Source organism: Bacteroides uniformis, from assembly GCF_025147485.1.
GTDB classification, from domain to species: domain Bacteria; phylum Bacteroidota; class Bacteroidia; order Bacteroidales; family Bacteroidaceae; genus Bacteroides; species Bacteroides uniformis.
Map to the genome: position 1 here is coordinate 1 of NZ_CP102263.1, position 20,804 is coordinate 20,804.

General features: G+C 50.4%; 25 protein-coding genes. 14 read left to right on the forward strand and 11 right to left on the reverse strand.

From position 1 onward, the window contains the following. Positions 1-1,386, forward strand: a complete 1,386-nt coding sequence (gene dnaA, locus NQ510_RS00005; RefSeq protein ID WP_005827286.1) for a chromosomal replication initiator protein DnaA — start codon at positions 1-3, stop codon at positions 1,384-1,386. A 78-nt stretch (positions 1,387-1,464) separates the two neighbouring features. Here the strand turns inward: dnaA and NQ510_RS00010 are convergent, their stop codons facing one another. Beyond that, positions 1,465-2,199, reverse strand: coding sequence for an NADPH-dependent oxidoreductase (locus tag NQ510_RS00010; protein ID WP_044468986.1), 735 nt, complete (start codon positions 2,197-2,199; stop codon positions 1,465-1,467). 417 nt (positions 2,200-2,616) lie between these two features. Between NQ510_RS00010 and NQ510_RS00015 the strand changes: the two genes are divergently transcribed. From NQ510_RS00015 to NQ510_RS00075, 13 genes are all read left to right on the forward strand, one after another. Continuing rightward, positions 2,617-5,154, forward strand: a complete 2,538-nt coding sequence (locus NQ510_RS00015; RefSeq protein ID WP_005827290.1) for an adenosylcobalamin-dependent ribonucleoside-diphosphate reductase — start codon at positions 2,617-2,619, stop codon at positions 5,152-5,154. A 131-nt stretch (positions 5,155-5,285) separates the two neighbouring features. Then, a complete protein-coding gene (locus NQ510_RS00020) occupies positions 5,286-7,979 on the forward strand; it encodes a 4-alpha-glucanotransferase (RefSeq protein WP_005827292.1) in 2,694 nt (897 codons plus the stop codon). A gap of 786 nt (positions 7,980-8,765) precedes the next feature. Further along, entirely contained in the window at positions 8,766-9,176 is a 411-nt protein-coding gene (locus NQ510_RS00025) for a hypothetical protein (protein WP_005827299.1), read from the forward strand. Positions 9,177-9,238: 62 nt separating this feature from the next. Then, positions 9,239-9,574: a hypothetical protein gene (locus NQ510_RS00030; RefSeq protein ID WP_004310306.1), complete on the forward strand. Its 336-nt coding sequence runs from the start codon at positions 9,239-9,241 to the stop codon at positions 9,572-9,574. Positions 9,575-9,581: 7 nt separating this feature from the next. Beyond that, the gene (locus NQ510_RS00035) at positions 9,582-9,797 is read left to right on the forward strand and encodes a hypothetical protein (RefSeq protein WP_005827303.1); all 216 of its coding nucleotides are present in this window, start codon (positions 9,582-9,584) and stop codon (positions 9,795-9,797) included. A gap of 11 nt (positions 9,798-9,808) precedes the next feature. Next, positions 9,809-10,030: a hypothetical protein gene (locus tag NQ510_RS00040; RefSeq protein WP_005643956.1), complete on the forward strand. Its 222-nt coding sequence runs from the start codon at positions 9,809-9,811 to the stop codon at positions 10,028-10,030. A 23-nt stretch (positions 10,031-10,053) separates the two neighbouring features. Then, complete coding sequence (locus NQ510_RS00045) at positions 10,054-10,473, forward strand: PcfK-like family protein (protein WP_004310304.1); 420 nt, start codon at positions 10,054-10,056, stop codon at positions 10,471-10,473. Next, positions 10,470-11,735 (forward strand): PcfJ domain-containing protein, encoded by a 1,266-nt coding sequence (locus NQ510_RS00050; RefSeq protein ID WP_004310303.1) that lies wholly within the window; start codon positions 10,470-10,472, stop codon positions 11,733-11,735. The genes NQ510_RS00045 and NQ510_RS00050 overlap by 4 nt, the downstream gene beginning before the upstream one ends. A 24-nt stretch (positions 11,736-11,759) precedes the next feature. Then, complete coding sequence (locus NQ510_RS00055; RefSeq protein ID WP_005827305.1) at positions 11,760-12,017, forward strand: hypothetical protein; 258 nt, start codon at positions 11,760-11,762, stop codon at positions 12,015-12,017. 31 nt (positions 12,018-12,048) lie between these two features. Further along, entirely contained in the window at positions 12,049-12,267 is a 219-nt protein-coding gene (locus NQ510_RS00060) for a DUF3873 domain-containing protein (RefSeq protein WP_008770680.1), read from the forward strand. Further along, the gene (locus tag NQ510_RS00065) at positions 12,207-12,512 is read left to right on the forward strand and encodes a DUF6956 domain-containing protein (RefSeq protein ID WP_004310302.1); all 306 of its coding nucleotides are present in this window, start codon (positions 12,207-12,209) and stop codon (positions 12,510-12,512) included. Before NQ510_RS00060 ends, NQ510_RS00065 begins: the two co-directional genes overlap by 61 nt. A 53-nt stretch (positions 12,513-12,565) precedes the next feature. Then, positions 12,566-12,874 (forward strand): hypothetical protein, encoded by a 309-nt coding sequence (locus tag NQ510_RS00070; protein ID WP_004310301.1) that lies wholly within the window; start codon positions 12,566-12,568, stop codon positions 12,872-12,874. Positions 12,875-12,990: 116 nt separating this feature from the next. Then, positions 12,991-13,212: a DUF7688 family protein gene (locus NQ510_RS00075; RefSeq protein ID WP_004310300.1), complete on the forward strand. Its 222-nt coding sequence runs from the start codon at positions 12,991-12,993 to the stop codon at positions 13,210-13,212. Positions 13,213-13,274: 62 nt separating this feature from the next. Here the strand turns inward: NQ510_RS00075 and NQ510_RS00080 are convergent, their stop codons facing one another. The 10 genes from NQ510_RS00080 to NQ510_RS00125 form a co-directional block, all read right to left on the reverse strand. After that, positions 13,275-13,802, reverse strand: coding sequence for a glycoside hydrolase family protein (locus tag NQ510_RS00080; protein ID WP_005827312.1), 528 nt, complete (start codon positions 13,800-13,802; stop codon positions 13,275-13,277). Beyond that, positions 13,799-14,305, reverse strand: a complete 507-nt coding sequence (locus NQ510_RS00085) for a DUF3872 domain-containing protein (protein WP_005827314.1) — start codon at positions 14,303-14,305, stop codon at positions 13,799-13,801. The genes NQ510_RS00080 and NQ510_RS00085 overlap by 4 nt, the downstream gene beginning before the upstream one ends. Beyond that, a complete protein-coding gene (locus NQ510_RS00090) occupies positions 14,305-15,204 on the reverse strand; it encodes a toprim domain-containing protein (protein WP_004310298.1) in 900 nt (299 codons plus the stop codon). Before NQ510_RS00090 ends, NQ510_RS00085 begins: the two co-directional genes overlap by 1 nt. An 8-nt stretch (positions 15,205-15,212) precedes the next feature. Beyond that, entirely contained in the window at positions 15,213-15,788 is a 576-nt protein-coding gene (locus NQ510_RS00095) for a conjugal transfer protein TraO (RefSeq protein WP_005827316.1), read from the reverse strand. Positions 15,789-15,790: 2 nt separating this feature from the next. Further along, entirely contained in the window at positions 15,791-16,777 is a 987-nt protein-coding gene (gene traN / locus NQ510_RS00100; RefSeq protein WP_005827318.1) for a conjugative transposon protein TraN, read from the reverse strand. 69 nt (positions 16,778-16,846) lie between these two features. Continuing rightward, a complete protein-coding gene (traM, locus tag NQ510_RS00105) occupies positions 16,847-18,202 on the reverse strand; it encodes a conjugative transposon protein TraM (protein WP_004308923.1) in 1,356 nt (451 codons plus the stop codon). Beyond that, positions 18,183-18,491 (reverse strand): TraL conjugative transposon family protein, encoded by a 309-nt coding sequence (locus NQ510_RS00110; protein ID WP_004308924.1) that lies wholly within the window; start codon positions 18,489-18,491, stop codon positions 18,183-18,185. Before NQ510_RS00110 ends, traM begins: the two co-directional genes overlap by 20 nt. Before the next feature lie 6 nt (positions 18,492-18,497). Then, on the reverse strand, positions 18,498-19,121 hold the full coding sequence (gene traK, locus NQ510_RS00115; RefSeq protein WP_004308925.1) for a conjugative transposon protein TraK: 624 nt from the start codon (positions 19,119-19,121) through the stop codon (positions 18,498-18,500). 31 nt (positions 19,122-19,152) lie between these two features. Beyond that, positions 19,153-20,157 carry a conjugative transposon protein TraJ gene (gene traJ, locus NQ510_RS00120; protein WP_004308926.1) on the reverse strand — a complete coding sequence of 335 codons (1,005 nt, stop codon included), beginning with the start codon at positions 20,155-20,157 and terminating at the stop codon, positions 19,153-19,155. A gap of 3 nt (positions 20,158-20,160) precedes the next feature. Continuing rightward, on the reverse strand, positions 20,161-20,790 hold the full coding sequence (locus NQ510_RS00125) for a DUF4141 domain-containing protein (protein ID WP_004308927.1): 630 nt from the start codon (positions 20,788-20,790) through the stop codon (positions 20,161-20,163). Positions 20,791-20,804 lie beyond the last annotated feature (14 nt).

Consider the following 20,804-nt stretch of genomic DNA (forward strand, 5'->3'; position numbering starts at 1 on the left):
ATGAGTGAAATAGATCATGTCGGGCTGTGGAACCGCTGTCTTGAAATCATCAGAGACAATGTTCCGGAGCAGACATACAAAACATGGTTTCTTCCCATCATACCTTTAAAATATGAAGACAAAACGCTGGTCGTACAAGTGCCCAGCCAGTTCTTCTATGAGTTTTTGGAGGACAAATTTGTTGATTTGTTGCGCAAGACTCTCTATAAGGTCATTGGTGAGGGAACTAAATTGATGTATAACGTAATGGTGGACAAGAGCTCGCGGAAAACCGTCGACCTGGAGTCTACACAGCGTACCATCATACCGCAAAAACAAGTGATGGACAAAAGGATTCCGCAGATTCCCGTCCCCGAACTTGACCCGCACCTTAATCCAGAATACAACTTTGAAACCTTCATCGAAGGTTACAGCAACAAGCTGTCGCGCAGCGTTGCAGAAGCTGTCGCTCTCAATCCGGCTAAAACAATCTTCAATCCGCTGTTCCTATACGGAGCATCAGGTGTAGGCAAAACCCATCTTGCCAATGCTATCGGAACCAAAATCAAGGAACTATACCCGGAGAAAAGGGTATTGTATGTATCTGCACACCTATTCCAAGTGCAATACACCGATTCCGTACGTAACAATACGACTAACGACTTCATCAACTTCTACCAGACCATTGATATTCTAATCATTGATGATATTCAGGAATTTGCCGGCGTGACCAAAACGCAGAATACATTCTTCCATATCTTCAACCATCTGCATCAGAACGGCAAGCAGCTCATCCTCACTTCCGACCGTGCACCGGTATTGCTGCAGGGCATGGAAGAGCGTCTGATTACACGTTTTAAATGGGGAATGGTGGCTGAGCTGGAGAAACCTACCGTAGAACTCCGCAAGAACATTCTGCGCAACAAGATACACCGTGACGGCCTGCAGTTCCCCCAGGAAGTGATTGACTATATTGCAGAGAACGTGGGCGACAGTGTACGTGACCTGGAGGGCATCGTCATTTCCATTATGGCGCATTCCACCATATACAATAAAGAAATAGACCTGGAACTGACGCAACGTATCGTCCGCAAGGTAGTGAACAGCGAAAGCAAGGCAGTGACTGTCGATGAAATCATCAACACCGTATGCAAGCACTTCGGATTGGAAACTGCCACCATCCACACAAAATCCAGAAAGCGGGAAGTGGTGCAAGCACGACAAATAGCCATGTATTTAGCCAAAAACCATACAGACTTCTCTACTGCAAAAATCGGTGCGCTAATTGGACATAAAGACCATGCCACCGTATTGCATGCATGTAAAACCATCAAAGAACTGAAAGAGGTGGACAAATCATTCCGTGCGGAAATCGACGAGATTCAAGCCGCACTGAAAAAAGGATAAGAATAAAGGATAAGGGATTAAATGCAGCTAAGTATGCATTAGCTTAACCCCTTATCCCTTATCCCTAATCCTTAATTTTCAAAATCCCTGCTTTTTCATTATCTTCCAAAGATTCTCCGACATTGCCTCACTGTCTTTCTTCGTATAACGCACATCTGTAAAGACCTGCGCCAGCGTTTCCTTATTGTTCTCCAAGATGAACTGCTTGTTCTCAGGAAGCGATTCTTTATAGGCATACAACCGGTCAATGTCCTGAGGAGTATAATCATGATAAACCTCTTCGTGTACAATGGCCTCCAGCGGCAAACGGTCCACTTGTTCCGGCTGTTCGGCAGGCCATCCCACTGTGACTGTCGTGATGGGAAACACCAATTCCGGCAACTCCAACGCTTCGACAATCATCTGAGGGTTGTAAGTGGTAGTTCCCAGATAGCAAATGCCCAACCCCTTCTCCTCGGCAGCCACACAAAAAGTCTGTGCCACCAGCAAGGTATCGACAGCCCCCGTCACAAACCACTCAAAGTTGTTGTATCCCGGCTCAGCCTTACGTTGCTCACACCACTTGCTGAAGCGGCGCAAATCTATGCAGAAAGTAAGCACTACCGGCGCCGTCCGAACCATCGGCTGATTGAAATGTGCAGGCGCCAGTTTGGCTTTACGCTCTGCATCACGCGTCACAATCACACTATAAACCTGCATGTTCCCGACTGTAGAAGCCCGGAAAGAGGTTTCAAGCAAATCATTTAACAAATCAGCAGAAATATCCTTCTGCTGGTATTTTCGGATTGTTCTCCTTTGTTTCAAGCTTTCCATTCTTTCTTTTTTTGCAAAGATAATGTAATCCACGAACAATTCATTCAAGAGTTCACACTTTTTTTATCATCATATATCCGGAATAAAATACATCTTTTCAACAAGAAATGAACAATTATTATCTCTACGAGCAGATAAAAGTAACCTTATGTTCGACTAAACCGAGAACCTTTCAGCCCAACAAGTTGTTAATAAATTCCATTTTGGAAAACTTATTCGTTTACTCAAATCATTAAAACATTATAAACCAATAAATTAATAGCAATCAATAGAAAACTATACATCGGTTGATAAAAACATTCATTTTAATTTTGCCAAGTTGAAAAACATTCATAGCTTTGCAAATGCATTTGTTAACGATAAGTACGACTTCTACAACTTTACTTATTTGTAACTAATCCTAAGAGATACAACATTGTGGAAAAGAAAAATTATTCTTATGACGAAGCCTACGGAGAATCTTTAAAATACTTCCAAGGCGACGAGTTGGCTGCCAGAGTTTGGGTAAACAAATATGCAGTCAAAGATTCTTTCGGAAATATTTACGAAAAGTCTCCGGAAGACATGCATTGGCGAATAGCCAATGAGGTAGCCCGCATTGAGGCCAAGTACCCCAATCCATTAAGTTCAGAGGAACTTTTCGGCTTACTCGACCACTTCAAGTACATTGTTCCGCAAGGAAGCCCGATGACCGGAATCGGAAACAACTATCAGGTAGCCTCTCTGTCCAACTGCTTTGTTATCGGTGTGGACGGCGAAGCGGATTCTTATGGTGCCATCTTCAAGATAGACGAAGAACAAGTACAGCTGATGAAACGCCGTGGCGGCGTGGGACACGACTTATCCCATATCCGTCCGAAAGGTTCACCGGTAAAGAACTCAGCACTGACCTCCACCGGCTTGGTTCCCTTCATGGAACGCTATTCAAACTCTACACGCGAAGTAGCTCAAGATGGACGCCGCGGCGCACTGATGCTCAGCGTATCCATCAAACACCCCGACTCGGAAGCCTTCATCGATGCCAAGATGACTGAGGGCAAAGTGACCGGAGCCAACGTTTCCGTAAAACTGACCGACGACTTCATGCAGGCCGCCATCGAAGGCAAACCATATACACAGCAATATCCGATTGACGCCACAGAGCCGGCATTTCAAAAAGACATTGACGCATCCGCATTATGGAAAAAGATTGTGCACAATGCATGGAAATCGGCAGAACCCGGTGTATTGTTCTGGGATACCATATTAAAGGAATCCGTGCCCGACTGCTATGCAGACCTGGGCTACCGTACCGTATCCACCAATCCATGCGGCGAAATTCCACTGTGCCCGTACGACTCCTGCCGTCTGCTCGCCATCAACCTTTACTCATACGTGGTCAATCCGTTCAAGCCGGACGCCTACTTTGACTTTGAGCTATTCAAGAAGCATGTAGCTTTGGCCCAACGCATCATGGACGATATCATCGACCTTGAACTGGAGAAGATAGAGCGCATCATGAGCAAGATAGATGCCGACCCCGAAAGTGAAGACGTGAAACATACAGAACGCGTTTTGTGGCAGAAGATTTACAAGAAAAGCGCCCAAGGCCGCCGTACCGGTGTAGGCATCACGGCAGAAGGCGACATGCTTGCCGCCCTGGGATTGCGTTATGGCACTGAAGAGGCAACCGAATTCTCGGAGCAAGTACACAAGACGGTGGCACTCAACGCCTATCGCTCCTCCATAGAAATGGCCAAAGAGCGCGGCGCATTCGAGGTATACGATACAGAACGCGAAAAGAACAACCCGTTCATCAACCGCCTGCGTGAAGCTGACCCGGAAATGTACGAGGAGATGAAGAAGTACGGACGCCGCAACATTGCCTGTCTGACCATCGCCCCGACCGGCACCACCAGCCTGATGACTCAAACCACCTCCGGTATCGAGCCCGTATTCCTGCCCGTGTACAAGCGCCGCCGCAAAGTGAATCCCAACGATACGAACGTCCATGTGGACTTCATCGACGAAACCGGAGATGCCTTTGAAGAATATATCGTGTTCCACCCCAAGTTCGTGACTTGGATGGAAGCACAAGGATACAACCCCGCCAAACGCTACACGCAGGAAGAAGTGGATGCCCTGGTAGAGAAATCACCTTATTATAAAGCAACCTCCAACGACGTGGACTGGCTGATGAAAGTCAAGATGCAGGGACGTATCCAAAAATGGGTGGACCACTCTATCAGCGTAACCATCAACCTGCCGAACGACGTAGACGAAGACCTCGTGAACCGTCTGTATGTAGAAGCATGGAAATCCGGCTGCAAGGGCTGTACGGTTTACCGCGACGGTTCGCGTTCCGGCGTGCTCATCTCTACCAAGAGCGACAAGAAGTCCGAGCTTCCCCCGTGCAAACCGCCTACAGTCGTTGAAACACGTCCCAGAATATTGGATGCAGACGTTGTCCGCTTCCAGAACAACAAGGAGAAATGGGTGGCATTCGTCGGCTTGCTGGACAATCATCCCTACGAAATATTCACCGGTGTGCTGGATGATGATGAAGGCATCATCCTGCCGAAGAATGTGGTGTCAGGCCACATCATCAAGAATGTGGATGAGCACGGAAACAAGCGTTACGACTTCCAGTTCGAGAACAAGCGCGGATACAAAGTCACCATCGAGGGTCTGTCCGAGAAGTTCAACAAAGAGTATTGGAACTATGCCAAGCTGATTTCCGGTGTATTGCGCTACCGCATGCCTATCGAGCAGGTCATCAAGCTGGTAGGTTCACTGCAACTGGACAGCGAAAACATCAACACCTGGAAGAACGGTGTGGAACGCGCCCTGAAGAAATACATCCAGGACGGCACGGAAGCCAAAGGCAAGAAATGCCCCAACTGCGGTAACGAAACACTGGTTTACCAAGAAGGTTGCCTCATCTGCAAGACGTGCGGAGCTTCTCGCTGTGGATAATCCCACGGCAAGCACAAACGTTTGCATAGGAATTTAAATGACTTAGATAACGGTAGCTGCATGATTATGAGGAATAATTTCTATACTTGCATAATCATTGCAGCTATTGCTATTTCTAAATCTAATATAATATGACACTAATATTCAATATCGAGTATCGCACCAGCTGGGGTGAAGAAGTCAGAGTCCTGGGTTCCATCCCGGAACTTGGCAACAACCAGCCCAACAAAGCCACCCCCCTGCACACTGTAGACGGCATTCACTGGACCGCGGAAGTGGATATCCAGATTCCCGGTAATGGAAGCGTCGAATACAGTTACCACATCTATCGAGATGGCAGAACCATACGGACAGAGTGGAACAGCCTGCCACGCATCCTGCACGTTGCAGACAATCCGAAGAAAGTTTACCGCATAGAAGATTGTTGGAAGAATCTGCCCGAGCAGCAGTATTTTTATACATCCGCTTTCACAGAATCCCTGCTGGCGCATCGCGAACGCAGTGCCGCCCCGAAAAGCTACAAAAAGGGGTTGCTGATAAAGGCGTACGCCCCCTGCATAGACAGTGACCATTGCCTGGCACTTTGCGGAAACCAGAAGGCGCTGGGTGACTGGAACCCGGACAAAGCTGCCCTTATGAGCGACATCGACTTCCCCGAATGGCAGGTAGAAGTGGATGCCGGTAAAATCAGCTTCCCGCTGGAGTATAAATTCGTCCTTTACAACAAGAAAGAGCGCCGTGCCGTGGCCTGGGAGAACAATCCCAACCGCTATATGGCCGACCCGCAGATAGCCGCCAACGAAACGCTGGCTGTCGGCGACCGTTATGTATACTTCAATCTTCCTGCATGGAAAGGTTCCGGAGTAGCCGTACCCGTATTCTCCCTACGCTCCGAGAAAAGCTTCGGTGTAGGCGATTTCGGCGACTTGAAGCGCATGATTGACTGGGCAGTTGCCACCAATCAGAAGGCGGTGCAGATTCTGCCCATCAACGACACTACCATGACGCATACCTGGACAGACTCCTACCCTTACAGTAGCATCTCCATCTATGCCTTCCATCCCATGTACGCCGACCTGAAGCAGTTGGGCAGCTTGAAGGACAAGAAGGTGATGGCCGAATTCAACAAACGCCAGAAAGAACTGAATGCCCTGCCCGCCGTGGACTACGAAGCTGTGAACAAGACAAAGTGGGAATACTTCCACCTCATCTTCAAGCAGGAAGGGGAAAAGGTGCTGGCCTCGGATGCATTCCGTAATTTCTACGAGGCCAACAAGGAATGGTTGCAGCCATATGCCGTCTTCAGCTACCTGCGTGATGCCTACAAGACCCCGAATTTCCGCGAGTGGCCCAAGTATGCCACCTACGATGCCAAGGAGATAGAGACATTGTGCCGGCCGGACTCTGCCGACTATCCGCACATAGCCATCTATTATTACATCCAGTTCAACCTGCACCGGCAACTGCTTGCCGCCACGGAGCATGCGCGCGCCAACGGCGTAGTGCTGAAAGGCGACATTCCCATCGGCATCAGCCGCAACAGTGTGGAAGCCTGGAAAGAGTCCCACTACTTCAACCTGAACGGACAAGCCGGTGCACCGCCCGACGACTTCTCCGTGAACGGACAGAACTGGGGCCTCCCCACCTACAACTGGGATGTCATGGAAAAAGACGGTTATGCCTGGTGGATGAAACGTTTCCACAAAATGGCAGAATACTTCGATGCCTACCGCATAGACCACATCCTCGGCTTCTTCCGCATTTGGGAGATACCGATGCACGCCGTACACGGGCTGTTGGGACAATTCGTCCCCGCCCTGCCCATGACGCGCGAGGAGATAGAAAGCTACGGGCTGGCATTCCGCGAAGACTTCTTCCTGAAGCCCTATATCCATGAGTACTTCCTCGGACAAATCTTCGGCCCGCATACAGACTATGTGAAACAGACCTTCATAGAGCCGACAGACACGTGGGAGGTTTACCGCATGCGTCCCGAGTTCGACACCCAGCGCAAAGTGGAAGCCTACTTTGCCGGAAAGACGGACGATGACAGCATCTGGATTCGTGACGGGCTTTACGCCCTTATCAGCGATGTGCTGTTCGTGCCCGACCGCAACAATCCGCACGAATACCATCCGCGCATCGGCGTGCAGCACGACTACATCTACCGCGCACTGAACGATTGGGAAAAGGCTGCCTTCAACCGGCTGTATGACCAGTACTACTATCACCGCCACAATGACTTCTGGGGACAGCAAGCCATGAAGAAACTACCGCAACTGACACAGTCCACGCGCATGCTGGTATGCGGTGAGGACTTAGGCATGATTCCCGATTGCGTGGCATGGGTGATGAACGACCTGCGTATCCTTTCCCTGGAGATACAACGTATGCCGAAAGACCCGAAACAAGAATTCGGCCACACTGACTGGTATCCGTACCGTTCGGTCTGCACCATCTCCACGCACGACATGTCTACCCTGCGCGGCTGGTGGGAAGAAGACTTCCAACAGACGCAGCGTTACTACAACACCATGCTCGGGCACTACGGTGCCGCACCGGCAACGGCCACGCCGGAGCTCTGCGAAGAAGTGGTTCGCAATCACCTCCATAGCAACTCCATCCTCTGCATCCTCTCCCTGCAAGACTGGATGTCCATGGACGGCAAATGGCGCAACCCGAACGTGCAGGAAGAACGCATCAATATTCCTGCCAACCCGCGGCACTACTGGCGCTGGCGCATGCACCTGACACTGGAACAACTGATGAAGGCAGAAAGCTTGAACGAGAAAATAAGGTGCATGATAGAAAGCACCGGAAGATAAGAAAGGATTCTTAGCAAAGTATTATTTTAGGCACGGATTACATGGACAATCACGGATAATATTGAAAGCAACCGTGATAACCCGTATAATTCCGTGCCTAAAATAGTTCGATAAGTTTATTCCGACCCTCACATAATTGTATTCTATAAAAAACAATTTCGCGCTATTTTTATATTTTACAGAATACAATCCGCAACCTGAATCGTAATAACCGGATACTGATTTGCCCGTACCACAAAATATCAGTAAGTTTGCACCCGGAAGTTACGAAAAGAGTGTAATTTATTGGAAATGAGCATTGGGTAATCGCTCATAATAGTAATAGGTTACGAATTAGTTAGTTATCTACTGCATTATTCTTCTGTGCGTTGCGTAACCTTCAAAGAACTCTTCGTATGCAAAAGTAACAATAAAACGGGAGATTTAGAAATGAATCTCCTGATTTTTTCTTCTCACACAAGTTTTTCCGTAAAAGCGATTTTATCCGTCAGCACACCATCGCCCAAAAAGATTTTGAACGAACGTGTGCCGACTGCCGCATAAGCGGAGAAAAGGGCTTTGCCTCACGCCTAAACAATAGTTTAGACTGATGAGACAAGGCCCCTTTCTTTTGTGCTTATGCCAAAGAGGTGCTTTTACGGGGTTTTGACGATTTTTCTTTTTTCGTTGTCCTTTTGAGCCGGAAGCGGAAAGCCGTGTATGACCGCACATTCCATAAATGGAACAAGCCGTCACTCACGGCAGACAAACCGGGAAGAATGATTTTATCCATCCGACCAAACACGTTTGGCCAAACAGATAAAAACATACTTCCTTGCCGATGGTTTGCCCGGTTTCACGCTACCGGCTATGTTCTTTTCTGTTGGGGATGTCTTTTTCACGGATTTCTCTTTTGAAGTTTTCCTGTCTAATCTGCCTCTACTTCCGTTTACCTCCATTTTCGCGCCTTTCAGTGAGCCGCATCAGGCAGTCATTTTCGTGCTGGGTGCAAAGGTAACTCCGGGATTGTACGGGAAAGCAAGGTCAAGCCTCCTGTTTTCTGGAAAAATCTCCAGCCCTTCGGGTAGTATTTTCCCGAAAAACCTTGCATTCCCTAATCCCTACCTTTTTAAGCACCCGAAACGAAAACGACCGATGCGACAGAAAGACGCATTAAAAAAAATGTCGGATAAACGAGAGGCAGATAAGATAGTTTGAAACTCAACTCCCTCAGCTCTTGAATCCGCATTAAAAAACAAAAAATCAAAAACAAAACGGATATGAGAACGGCAATAGCAACAAAATTCGTGGCATGGGAAGTACCAAGTTTGGAGAACCTGCAAGGCAGCAAGGTGTACGGACTTCGCACCAAACTGAACAATGGTGAGAAATTGAGCCGAGAGGAAAAGGATTGGCTTACACGCAATGTGAACAGCAACACCTATTTCAAGAGCGCAGTACCCTTGCAAGGTTGGATGTTTGACTTTTCCGACATTCTCCGAACCTACATTGTAAAGCAGTATGGACATTGGGCGGAATACAAGGCTACCGACAAGACCGCACTCCGCAGTTTCCTATACGGCAGGATAGACAGCATCGTGGAACTTAACAAATGATACGGCTATGACAGCAACGGTAAATTTCAGACAAATGGCGCAATACATAGGGCTTGCGATATGCACCCTAATCATGCGCACCGCCTTTTGGGTGTCCGGCATCCTTTGGTACATCGTCAGAGAGATAATAAACGGAGTGTTCCGAGTGGCAATAGGGTTAATCGTGGCTATTCTTTCCGTTATCCTGTTCTTCGGCTTCATTCTTTGGTTATTCACCCTTTAATCCCTACCGACATGGCAAAGAGAAGAAGCAAGACAGTGGAGCAACAATGCAGATACTACGAGGTGGGCAACATCTTCGAGTACATGGTGGAAACATACCTCAACGGCAATATGTCCGTGTTCCGTGGACTCTACCACGAACTGAACAAGAACGCACGGAAGGACTTTATAGACTTCCTATTGAGCGAGGTTGAGCCGATTTATTGGAGGGAGATTTTGAAACATACTATTTGACAACTCATAAAAACGACAGCGATATGAAAGGAACAGACCATTTCAAGAGAACGATACAGATGTATTTGGAACAACGTGCGGAGGAAGACACGCTCTTTGCGAAGAACTACCGCAATCCAGCCAAGAACATTGACGATTGCGTAACCTACATTCTGAACTATGTGCAGAAAAGCGGTTGTAACGGCTTCACGGACGGAGAGATATACGGACAAGCAGTACACTACTATGACGAGAACGAGATTGAGGTGGGCAAGCCTATCCAATGCCAAGTGGCGGTGAACCACATTGTGGAACTCACGGCAGAGGAAAAAGCAGAAGCACGTCAGCAGGCAGTCCGCAGATACCAAGACGAGGAACTCCGCAAGTTGCAGAACCGCACCAAGCCGACAAAGGCGAAAACAGAAACCCAAGTTCAACCCTCATTATTTGATTTTGGCTTATGAAACCGAGAAACAAATTTGAAAAAGCAGTTCTTGCCCAAAGCAAGAAACTACGCCCGATAACCCCGATACAGATAAATTGGGCATTCCGTAATTGCGTGGAGCATTATGCACACCGCTTGCCGAAAGGTCGTACCACTTGTATGGATTGCGGTCATAGTTGGGTAATGACGGAGCAGACCGAGCATTGTACGTGTCCCGAATGTGGAGCAAGTTTGAAAGTCTGCCTCACCTATCAGCGCAAGGTAAGACAAAAGCAGTATTTCACAACCCTTACCACAAGCGGAGAATACCAAGTGCTACGAATGTTCTTGCTTGTCGTGGGTATGGAGAAAGGGGTTAATGCCAAGTCCTATGCCCTTGAAATCGGGCAGTATTGGTGGAATGAACAAGGGCGTAAGGCTGTTGTTGCCATTCCACGCACATTGGGATGCTACATCGACACGTTCTCATTCGCTTCTCCTTTTGCTATCCGCAATGACAATGAAGCGTACCGCCATATCTCATATTCCCCGATATATCCAAGATATAAGGTGTTGCCGACGCTCCGCAGAAACGGCTTTAACGGCAATTTCCACGACATTGTACCCACCAAACTAATACCGGCATTATTGTCGGACAGCCGTGCGGAAACGCTGTTGAAGGCAGGGCAATATCCCATGTTGCGCTACTATCTGTATCACTCTTTCAATATTGGAGAGTATTGGGCTTCAATCAAGATATGTATCCGCAACGGCTATACTATTGAGGACGGCTCAATGTGGCGTGACACCATAGACCTCCTGCGTCATTTCGGCAAGGACACAAACAGCCCGAAATACGTTTGCCCTGCCGACCTCAAAGTTGAACACGACAAGTTGGTGGCAAAGCGCAACCTGCAAAGGAAACATGAGCGGACTGAACAGCAACGCAGGAAAGCGATTGAGGACGAGAAACAATATCTGAAAGCTAAGGGCATATTCTTCGGACTTGCCTTTACCGACAGCCTTATTTGCGTCAAAGTCATAGAGAGCGTGGAAGAAATGGCAGAGGAAGGAAGGACGATGCACCATTGTGTGGGCGGTTACCACAAACGAAAAGACTCCCTTATCCTATCCGCCACCATTGACGGAAAACGAATTGAAACGATAGAGGTGTCACTAAAAACTTTTGAGGTGGTGCAGTGTCGTGGCGTATGCAACGAGAACTCCGAATACCACGACCGCATCATCGCCCTTGTGAACAAGAACGCCAACCTTATCCGCCAGCGGATGAAAGCGGCATAATATCGACATCTAACAACTAACATTATGGAAGTAAGATTTGAAAGCATGGTTTTCCTATGGGATGATAAAATCCCCACGATGTTCCTTGAATTTATGAACCTCCTCACTCTTTGTCAGAGTGAGGAGCAATTAAGGGCTAGCGTCAAAGACTTTGCCGAGAAACACGAACTTGACAAGTTCTTCCTTTACGGCTTCGGCTCTCATCATTTCTACCTGCACCAACGCTACACGAGCGACCCCGAAATGGTGATGCAACACAGAGTGCTGTCTGTACATTTCTAATCATCTAAATAACAACGACTATGGCAACAAAATGACAATTAACGGAGTAAGCACCTGCCAATCGGCAGGAACGGAGAACTACGAGAAATTCCAAACGGGTATCGACAGACGCAAACGCACCCTTGTGCAATACGACTACCGCCACACGGACGGGGAACTTTTCTCTTGTGTCAAACCCACATTAGACGAATGTCGAGCCGCACGGGACAAGTGGCTAACGGCAAAGGAAAGGAAGGAGGAGAAGCGATGAACGAAGCAGGCTACCAAACGCTGATAGTCAAATTCAGCGAACCCATTACGGCATTGGACGGCATCTTTGACGATGCCGAAGCGTGGGGAGTTGATACCCTAAAGGGGTGGATAGACAGCTATGAAAGCAGCCGTTTCACTGCCATTGACAGCCATACGGCAGTCATCACGAGCGAGTATAGCATGGAATGTCTGAAAGAGTGGCTGGAAAAATGCACACCCATAACCGAGAAAACAGAATTTTGAACATTGGGGCGGTGTCCGCACCGCCCGAACCATAAACCTAAAAGACAACGGATATGATAGCAAAGACAATTTTAGAGCAGATTGGCGGCAGACGCTTTGCCGCCATGACGGGAAGCAAAGACTTCACAGACATGGGCAACGGCTTGCGCATGAGCCTTGCGAGGAACAAGACCAGTGCCAACCGCCTTGACATCATCTATGACGGAGGGGCAGACCTATACAATATGCGTTTCTACCGCAAGACGTTCAGCAAAAAGACATTCGAGAGCAGGACGAAGGACATTGAAACGCACGAGGGGATATATTGCGATATGCTGGAGGAAATGTTCACGATGGTAACGGGACTTTACACCCGCTTTTGAGGGGTGGGCGGCAAAAGCCGCCTACTTTCTTTCATGAGCATGATGGCGGATAAGAAAGTAGGCAAAGAAACCTTTGTACCAATCTACGATAGTATTCACAAAAACAAGTTTTAATCATGGAAACAATCAGACAGAACGGAAAAACCATCTTGTACAGCAACGACGGCATAAGCATAAAGATGGTTTTCAAGAACCTTACGGGCAGGAATTTTCAAGGTCAGGAATATACAGACTATATCCGGCATATCGCAATCGGCAGCATGGGATTTTCACCCGGTATCATAGAGCATTGCAGGGACGGTGAGGTTGCAGGCAAAGGGACAATCCCGAATGTATGAAAACTGAAACTCCGATGAAGTTGGCGGCTTCATCGGAGTTTCTTTCGTCAGACACTTATTCTTTATGGTACATACAGCAGCGCAAACTCAGCCTTCCTTCGTTTGAGCAGCATGGCGTGGCGTTTCCCCTTATAGTTACAGAAAGCGATATACTCCCGGTAGATGTTCCTGTCACCCGCCTCCAGCTTTCGGATTAGCGTGCTTTTGGGTATCTTCCCACTCCCCAAAAGACGGTACGGACCGACATTGTAGGCGAGCGTGGCAAGCAGAAGCGAATCCTTCCCGAACTGCTGGAACATCGCGCAGAACTTCCGCAGGTCTTTTCGCAGAAGCGCGTCCGCCTGCCGCTTCGTCATGGTGCGTGCCGAATATCTTTCCCCCGGCTGCAACCGATGTCCATATCCTACATACGGGTGATGTTTTTCCGAATGCCAGCCCTCAAAATACTTCGTGCATCGCACCGCTCTCTCAAATGGTGGCAGCCGGTAGATAGCCGCCTGCCCGTCCGTTCCCTCATGGCGTCTGTTCCGTGCGGACACGGAACAGACCGCCAGAAGCGAACAGAGGATAGCCATGAATACACGCATCATCGTGTAAGGGGCTTGAAGTTCCCGATGGGGACAACAGTGATAACCCCGTCATCCTTCACGTTTCGGTTGTTGAAGTCAAATTCCAACTCATAGGAGTTGCCGAAATTGTCCTCCACTACCACGATGAAGTTGTGCGCCTCGTCACCTTGCGCCGTGTAGTACAGCCGGAACTTCTCGTTTTCGAGCAGGTAGCGGTCATTGGGCAGGAAAGTGATGCCGTTGTCCATTTTCAGTGTGCCCTCACCCTCGAACTGGAAATACCGGATGGTATAGAGGGTATTGGCGAAATCGCCCGTTTTCTTCAGCTCACAGCGGATTTCCACCGTCTGCCCCTTTGTGACCTTGTTCGGCACGGGCATGGTTTCCACCGTGAAGGGATAGGATTGCTGGATGTCCATATCGTCGTCGCACGATACGAATGTGAATGACACTGCGGCGAACAGGCAGAGTGCCAACGCCTTGAAGATTGATGTTCTCTTGTTCTTGTTGTTCAGTATGTTCATTATTCTTTGATTTTTAGATTGTTGTTCTTTTGTTGTTTTCTTGATACTTGTTGCAGGTACTCGTTCAAGTCCTTGCAGCCTTGATAGATGCCGGAACGGTCTGTCACCTTTCCTCCGTAGCGTGTCCGCAGGGCTTCCATTGCCCTGCGTCCGGCTTCGTCTCGGTCGAGGTAACAGTCGATGCGCTCGTACCCGTCCAGATGTTTCAAAGCCTTTTCCACGTTGGCGACGGAGTTCAGCACAAGGCAGTCACCCGTTGCCAAACCGAGCGTGACGGCGGACAGGAAGTCCATAAAGCCCTCGAACACGCTGCACACGTCCGCCGGGATGTCCCCCGCCTTGACCAGCGACACGTCCTTTGGTGGTACGCAACCCTTGAAACGGCGGCTTCGGGTTTCATAGCCGCCCGACACGTTCGGAAAGCCGACGGCAAAGTACCGCTTACCACGCACGCCGTAGTTCAGGCGGCAGCAGTGGCGGGATGCAACGGCATAAGGGATGCCTCTTTCCTTCAAATACTCCGTCAGCGGAGAGCGGAGCAGCGGGACGGCTTCCACTCCCTCAAAGGCAGGTTCGGACGGTTCCGGCAGGTACAACGGCTTTTCTGCTGCGGCAAGCGGCATACGGGCGGTTTCCGCTATGAATCTCGCCTGCGCCATGAAATCCCCGCTTCGGGTAAACTCCCCGACAAGCGTGAAGATGTCGCCGCCCTTGCCCAAGCCGAAGTCGTACCAGAGCTGTTTCGCCACGTTCACACGGAAGGAGGGCGTGCGTTCACTGCGGTATGGCGCACGATACCACAGCTCGTTTCCGCTCCTTCGGACAGGCTCATGTCCCAGCCGTGCGAGAAAGTCCGCAATGGGTATCTGCCTCATATTCTCAATGTCCGTCCGTTCCATGCGACGTGTCAGTTGATGATTATCTTGACGCCCGCCCCGAACTGCGTATGGAACTTCCGTGTGTCGCCACCCCACAGCAGGCGCTCCCGGAGGTTGGCGAGCAGGGCGATACGGTCAGCCACGTAAAACTCCACATCGAGCGTCAGCGCACCGCCGTAGATGAAGGCGTCCCGGTCATGGAGCGTGGAGCCGTCATGCAGCACTTTCTCGCCCCAATTCACCGACTCATATCCGGCGAGAGCCGAAGCCCCCGCATAGACGAACACTATTTTACGGGCGTCGGAGAGTATCTTGAAATAATAACCGCCCTCCGCCGTGAACTGCGCCACAGGTATGGCGGTATCCTTGTACGGGTTGTTCTTCAAGAGGTATTCGCCACCGAACACCCACTTGTTACCGTTCTTCGTGTAGGTGGAGAGAGCCGCCCCGAAACTGTAACCGCCATTGTTGCCACTTAAACGCATACCGTCCACAAGGTTAGCTCTCAATTCGATGCCCTGCATCTTCGGCAGGCACCGCTGGGCGTGCGCCTGCCCCGTGAAGAGGGCAAGCGACGCGATGATGATTGCGATGTGCTTTCTCATGGTCAGCGCACTTGAAGTTCGTTGATGGTACCCGCACGTACCAAGTCCTCGTTCTCAATCACGAAGGACTGATGACGGCCTCCGTTCTTCTCGTTCAGCTCCACCACGAGGCACTTGCCGTCGGGGATGGTGAACTTCGCCATCGTGAATACCGTGCGCTCGCTCTTTCTGCCCGGCACACAGGTGGCATAGTTCTGCGCACGGAGCGGCAGGATGATCTGCTCCTGCACGGCGGTACGCTTCGCCACCTTCTTGTCCACGATTTTCCACGTGATATAGTCCACATCGAAAGGCACGTTGCTTTGGTTCCTGATTTCCGTGTGGAAATAGAGAAGTCCGTTGTGCGTGTAGATGCCTTTCAGAAGGTACTGGATGCCGAAACGCTTGCAGCCGATGTGTTTCACCTCACGCTTGTTCTGCTTGTAAATGGACTTCATGATAAGGCGCACCAGCATGGGACTTTCGCTACCCAGCTCTTTCAGATAGATTTCCTGCGCGTTGTTCGGACGGTTCACCGCCTCGCCGTCATGGATGAAGTCGCACATCTCCACGTTGAGCAGCAGCGGTTCGGCGGCGTACTTCACGTTGAAGGTGTAGAAACTCCCGTCCTCCGTTATCACGGACATATTGGTTTCGTTCGGGAAGTTCCTCACGGTCGCTTTCACGCGGATGACGTTCTCCGCTCCGTCGGCTTTACCCGCAATCAGGTCGGGCGAGCCTAAATCGACGTAGCGCACCTCCGAGGGGAAAATGACGTGGACGGTCTTGTCGTAGGTCACTTCCAAGCCGTGCGGGGGAACCATGCGGTCGAAGGTCAGCTTCTTTGTCAGCCCGTGATACAGATCGCCGTCCGCCTCCTTCTGCGGATAGACCTCCTTTGTCAAGGTCGGTTGTTCACTTCCGTTGTCCGTTACAACGGTTACGTTCTCCTGCGCGTTGGCAGTTACGATGCCCATAGCGAGGGCAAACATGATGATTACTTTTTTCATTCTACTTTGGATTTTAGTGGTAAATAAAAATTTGGTTGTTGTTTTTTTAGTCGTTGATTGTTATTGTTTTCAATCTCTGTCCTGATATAGCATGACCTTGTATCCGGATTTCAGATGCACCTTGACGGTACGCATCTTCTTGGCGATATACTGGCTCGTGCCTTGTATCAGCCCCTTGCCCAAGTCGGAGGCGAGCTGCGCCCCTGCGTTGGTGGAGATATTAATGCTGCTGCCCAGCGAGCCGCCCATGTTGGCGGCAACCTCCCTGACGGCGTTCATCTCCATCGAGTTTGGAATGAAGATGCCGGGCTGTCCGTCCGTGTCATACACCGCCAGTTCTACCGGTATAATCGTACCTGCGTACTCCAGCGAAGTAATTTCAATATCGAGTCGTTCGCCCTGAATCTTTGCCGTGCCTACCACCACTGCATTGCGGGGTATGATTTTGTCCGCCACTGCCATCGGCTCCAGCAGCCGTAATCTTACCGCCTGCCCGTCAGTCACACTCTGCGCCCCATAGACACACGCCGATATGGTGTTCCTGTCCGATACAGTCGTGACACCCACCGCCGTATTGAAACTGCGGTTGCGCTCCTGCGAGAAGGAGGCGACAAACTCAGCGTTGCTCATCGGCTGTGAGAGCGAAGATACCACCTGATGCGTTACCTGCCTGACAGGTGCAGCCGTGTTCTTTCCGGCTTTCTGCACATGGTAAGGTTCTGCCGCCTGTCCGACAGGTGGCTGTGTACCGTTCTGACCGCCCATGTACTTCGCCGCCAGCTCGTAGGACTTTTCCATGAGTGCCACTTGATCATCCATAGAGGATGCCTTGCCTTTCTCGGTTTCCAGTTCCGATTCCAGCGAGGCGATACGCTCCAACAGTTCGTCCATTTCCGCGTTGTCGTTCTTCGGCTGCTCATAGAAGTTGCCGAGCGTGGTATTGAGGTCGCGGTAGGCAGCTGCGGAGGATTGGATGGTTTTCGGAGCGGATGATTTTGCTGTTGCATCTTCCGCATTTCCGGGATTAGCAAGGTCGAAGTCCCTGCCGCCGTCCGTTTCCGCCACCTCGCGGTCGAACATATCGCCCAGTTCCTGCATGGCGCGGCTGCGGTTCTCCTGCCGTTCCTCCATTGCTCCCTGTTCGTAGGCTTTCGCCTTGTCGCCGATGATCTGGCGGTTCGCCTTGTCAGCGTCGGGCATTTCGATGTTGTAACCACCCGTTCCCGGTTGCTGCTCCTTGTCGGAAGACGGGGCGAATATCAGCCACATAGCACCGATGAATACCAGCACTATAGCGGGCAGCACTATCATTTTCTGACGTTTCAGCCTTTGGGCTTCGGTCAGCGGCTTGCGCTCCTTCTTCGGTTTCCCGTTGTCGGGAGCCGCCTTGTTCTCGTTTTTAGGTTCATTCTTCGTCTGTTCCATATAAATAAGGTATTACATTATGATTGTTGTCCGGCTTTATGGACAGTTCCACCTGTCCGGCATGGTCTGTTACCATCCGGCTGCCGTCATTCCTGCCGATTTCATAGACGGCTTTGCCGAAGGTGTAGAGGGCAAGCACCGCAAAGGCGGCGAGCATCGCCAGCACGATGCGCCTGCGTGTCTTCGGGGGCAAACCGTCCAGATAGCCTTTGAGCCTTGCCACCAGCATTTTCTTTTTGTCGTGGAGCTTCCAGTACGCACGCCAAAATGATTTTTTGATTTTCTTCATGTCCGTTTACCTTTTGATGGTTTGTAAATCCTTGTTCTCGATGATGGTGAATCCCTCGATGGTGAAACCGTTGGGATTGTCGTCCGAACGGGACGAGTTCAAGAGGCGGCACGTAGTCACGAGGCTGCGCTCGGTGACGTTGCTCTGCCGGATGATCTTCTGCGTGGCGTAGGTCACGGCACGGTAGGGATAGCCGTTGAAATCGCACACCACGCTGTCCACCTTCAACACCTGATTGATGTTCCCGGCGATGATGCGGTTGTAGTACCCCTTCTCGGCAAAGTCCGAATAGTAGTTGTACACGCTTTTGTCCGCTAATAGCAGGGCGCGTTTCACGTTATGCTCTATCGCGCTCTTTTCGGGTGAGAGCGTGAAGAACAGCTCGTGGAAACGGCGCACGTGTTCCCTCGCTTCTGCCGGACGGTTCTGCGACAAGTCTTGCGAGAGAGCCAGCATCAGCGACTTGCCGTTGTCCAGCACGTAAATCTTTTCCCGTTGCCGCTCCGCGAAGCGGTAGGAACTCCACACGCTCCATACCGTTATTACGGCACACAACGAGAGGAAGACGATACCGAACAGGCGTATCTGCCTGAACGATGATTCGATGTTTTTAAGTGACTTAAATTCCATTGTTGTTTATTCGTTTTTAATTGTCAGTTGATTATTTCAGCAGCTTCCCGACACGTCCGACCACGTTTCCTGCGGCTGCGCCCGCCACGCTGCCCGCCATACTTCCGGCTCGTCCTGCCGTCTGGTTCACGTTGCGACCGTAGCTTCCCATGCCTCCGGCTTGGATAATCCAGCCTGCTACCGTGGGGATGGTGAAGTAACCAATGATGCCGATTATCATGAAGACGATGTACACCCCGTCGCTCGAATCCAGCGAGAAGTTCGGGTCAGCCTGCATCCGTTCGATGTCGCTTTGCAGCATCAGCACTTGTATCTTCGCCAGTATGGTGCTGAACATATCCGACACGGGCAGCCACAGATAGACCTGTATGTAGCGGCATATCCACTGTGTAAGCGTGCTTTGGAAGCCGTCCCACACCGATATGGCGAAGGCTATCGGACCGAGTATCGCCAGCACCACGAGGAAGAACGTGCGGATGGTGTCTATCACGAGGGCGGCGGCTTGGAACATCAGTTCCAGTATCTCGCGGAAGAAGTCGCGGATGCCCTTCTTCATGTTGTACATCCCGCGCTCGATGTACATCCCCGCCATCGTCACCATGTCGCCGGGCGACCAGCCCAGTTCTTCCAGTTGTTTGTCAAACTCCTCATTTGACACGAGGTAGGCGGTTTCGGGATTGCGCATCATCGCTTCGTACTCCAGTTTGTCCTTCTGCTCACGGTATCGGTTCATGTCCAGCGTTTCCGCCTCCAGCATCTTTGCCGTACCCTGCACGACGGGCGACATGATGCTGTTTATCGTACCCAGTACCACCGTCGGAAAGAACATGATGCACAGACCGATAGCGAACGGGCGGAGCATAGGGAACACGTCTATCGGTTCGGCTCTCGCCAGCGACTGCCATACCCGGTAGGCCACATAAAAGAGTGCGCCCAGCCCGGCGATGCCTTTCGCCACGCCCGCCATGTCCCCGCATAGCGGCATCATCTGTTCGTAGAGCGAGCGCAGAATTTGGTGAAGGTTGTCGAAATTCATAGGCTACCAATATCTTTCGTTCATGTTCCCGTACAGCCCCATGATGCGGTCAAGGTCGTTTTTCTTCTTCGCACGCAGGTAACTCACGCTAATGTTCTTGTTGGTGTAGTAGCTCACGAGGTTGCGGTAACGCTTCATTTTGGAGTAGCAGCGTTCCACCACGTCCATGCGCTCCTTGTCCGTCATGGAGAGCGTGGTGATATTCACCACATTCTTCAGTTCCGTCAGCACATCGTTGGATTCCTCCAATAACTTGGTGTAGCCAAAGGCGATGGCTCCCAGTTCCTCCACCGTGAAGTTGTCGTCACGCATCATCTTCTGGAAACTGGTCACATAGGTGTCGGTGATGTCACCCACCATCAGGATGGTCTGCTGCACCTTCCGGGCGTCCTTTACCAGATTGTTCACGGATTTGAGTGCGTCGTAATACTTCTTGCCCTGTTCGTAAATCTTCACGGTCTCTTGAAAATTTTTTATCATATTCTGGGCGGTCGTGGAAGTGTGTACCACGTTCTTCGAGGTGTTCACGATGCTCTGCGCGATGTTGGACGGGTCTATCACCGCCCACTGTGCGCTTGCCCTGCCGACTGCAAACAGGCACAGGCAGATAATAAGTGTTATTCTTGTTCTCATGTTACTTTGGATTT

What these genes read in the sequence shown, in the direction of transcription:
- dnaA (WP_005827286.1), top strand. Translation starts at nt 1, where the DNA reads ATGAGTGAAATAGATCATGTCGGGCTGTGGAACCGCTGTCTTGAAATC.
- NQ510_RS00010 (WP_044468986.1), bottom strand. Translation starts at nt 2,199, where the DNA reads ATGGAAAGCTTGAAACAAAGGAGAACAATCCGAAAATACCAGCAGAAG.
- NQ510_RS00020 (WP_005827292.1), top strand. Translation starts at nt 5,286, where the DNA reads ATGACACTAATATTCAATATCGAGTATCGCACCAGCTGGGGTGAAGAA.
- NQ510_RS00030 (WP_004310306.1), top strand. Translation starts at nt 9,239, where the DNA reads ATGAGAACGGCAATAGCAACAAAATTCGTGGCATGGGAAGTACCAAGT.
- NQ510_RS00035 (WP_005827303.1), top strand. Translation starts at nt 9,582, where the DNA reads ATGACAGCAACGGTAAATTTCAGACAAATGGCGCAATACATAGGGCTT.
- NQ510_RS00040 (WP_005643956.1), top strand. Translation starts at nt 9,809, where the DNA reads ATGGCAAAGAGAAGAAGCAAGACAGTGGAGCAACAATGCAGATACTAC.
- NQ510_RS00045 (WP_004310304.1), top strand. Translation starts at nt 10,054, where the DNA reads ATGAAAGGAACAGACCATTTCAAGAGAACGATACAGATGTATTTGGAA.
- NQ510_RS00050 (WP_004310303.1), top strand. Translation starts at nt 10,470, where the DNA reads ATGAAACCGAGAAACAAATTTGAAAAAGCAGTTCTTGCCCAAAGCAAG.
- NQ510_RS00055 (WP_005827305.1), top strand. Translation starts at nt 11,760, where the DNA reads ATGGAAGTAAGATTTGAAAGCATGGTTTTCCTATGGGATGATAAAATC.
- NQ510_RS00060 (WP_008770680.1), top strand. Translation starts at nt 12,049, where the DNA reads ATGACAATTAACGGAGTAAGCACCTGCCAATCGGCAGGAACGGAGAAC.
- NQ510_RS00065 (WP_004310302.1), top strand. Translation starts at nt 12,207, where the DNA reads ATGTCGAGCCGCACGGGACAAGTGGCTAACGGCAAAGGAAAGGAAGGA.
- NQ510_RS00070 (WP_004310301.1), top strand. Translation starts at nt 12,566, where the DNA reads ATGATAGCAAAGACAATTTTAGAGCAGATTGGCGGCAGACGCTTTGCC.
- NQ510_RS00075 (WP_004310300.1), top strand. Translation starts at nt 12,991, where the DNA reads ATGGAAACAATCAGACAGAACGGAAAAACCATCTTGTACAGCAACGAC.
- NQ510_RS00080 (WP_005827312.1), bottom strand. Translation starts at nt 13,802, where the DNA reads ATGATGCGTGTATTCATGGCTATCCTCTGTTCGCTTCTGGCGGTCTGT.
- NQ510_RS00085 (WP_005827314.1), bottom strand. Translation starts at nt 14,305, where the DNA reads ATGAACATACTGAACAACAAGAACAAGAGAACATCAATCTTCAAGGCG.
- NQ510_RS00090 (WP_004310298.1), bottom strand. Translation starts at nt 15,204, where the DNA reads ATGGAACGGACGGACATTGAGAATATGAGGCAGATACCCATTGCGGAC.
- NQ510_RS00095 (WP_005827316.1), bottom strand. Translation starts at nt 15,788, where the DNA reads ATGAGAAAGCACATCGCAATCATCATCGCGTCGCTTGCCCTCTTCACG.
- traN (WP_005827318.1), bottom strand. Translation starts at nt 16,777, where the DNA reads ATGAAAAAAGTAATCATCATGTTTGCCCTCGCTATGGGCATCGTAACT.
- traM (WP_004308923.1), bottom strand. Translation starts at nt 18,202, where the DNA reads ATGGAACAGACGAAGAATGAACCTAAAAACGAGAACAAGGCGGCTCCC.
- NQ510_RS00110 (WP_004308924.1), bottom strand. Translation starts at nt 18,491, where the DNA reads ATGAAGAAAATCAAAAAATCATTTTGGCGTGCGTACTGGAAGCTCCAC.
- traK (WP_004308925.1), bottom strand. Translation starts at nt 19,121, where the DNA reads ATGGAATTTAAGTCACTTAAAAACATCGAATCATCGTTCAGGCAGATA.
- traJ (WP_004308926.1), bottom strand. Translation starts at nt 20,157, where the DNA reads ATGAATTTCGACAACCTTCACCAAATTCTGCGCTCGCTCTACGAACAG.
- NQ510_RS00125 (WP_004308927.1), bottom strand. Translation starts at nt 20,790, where the DNA reads ATGAGAACAAGAATAACACTTATTATCTGCCTGTGCCTGTTTGCAGTC.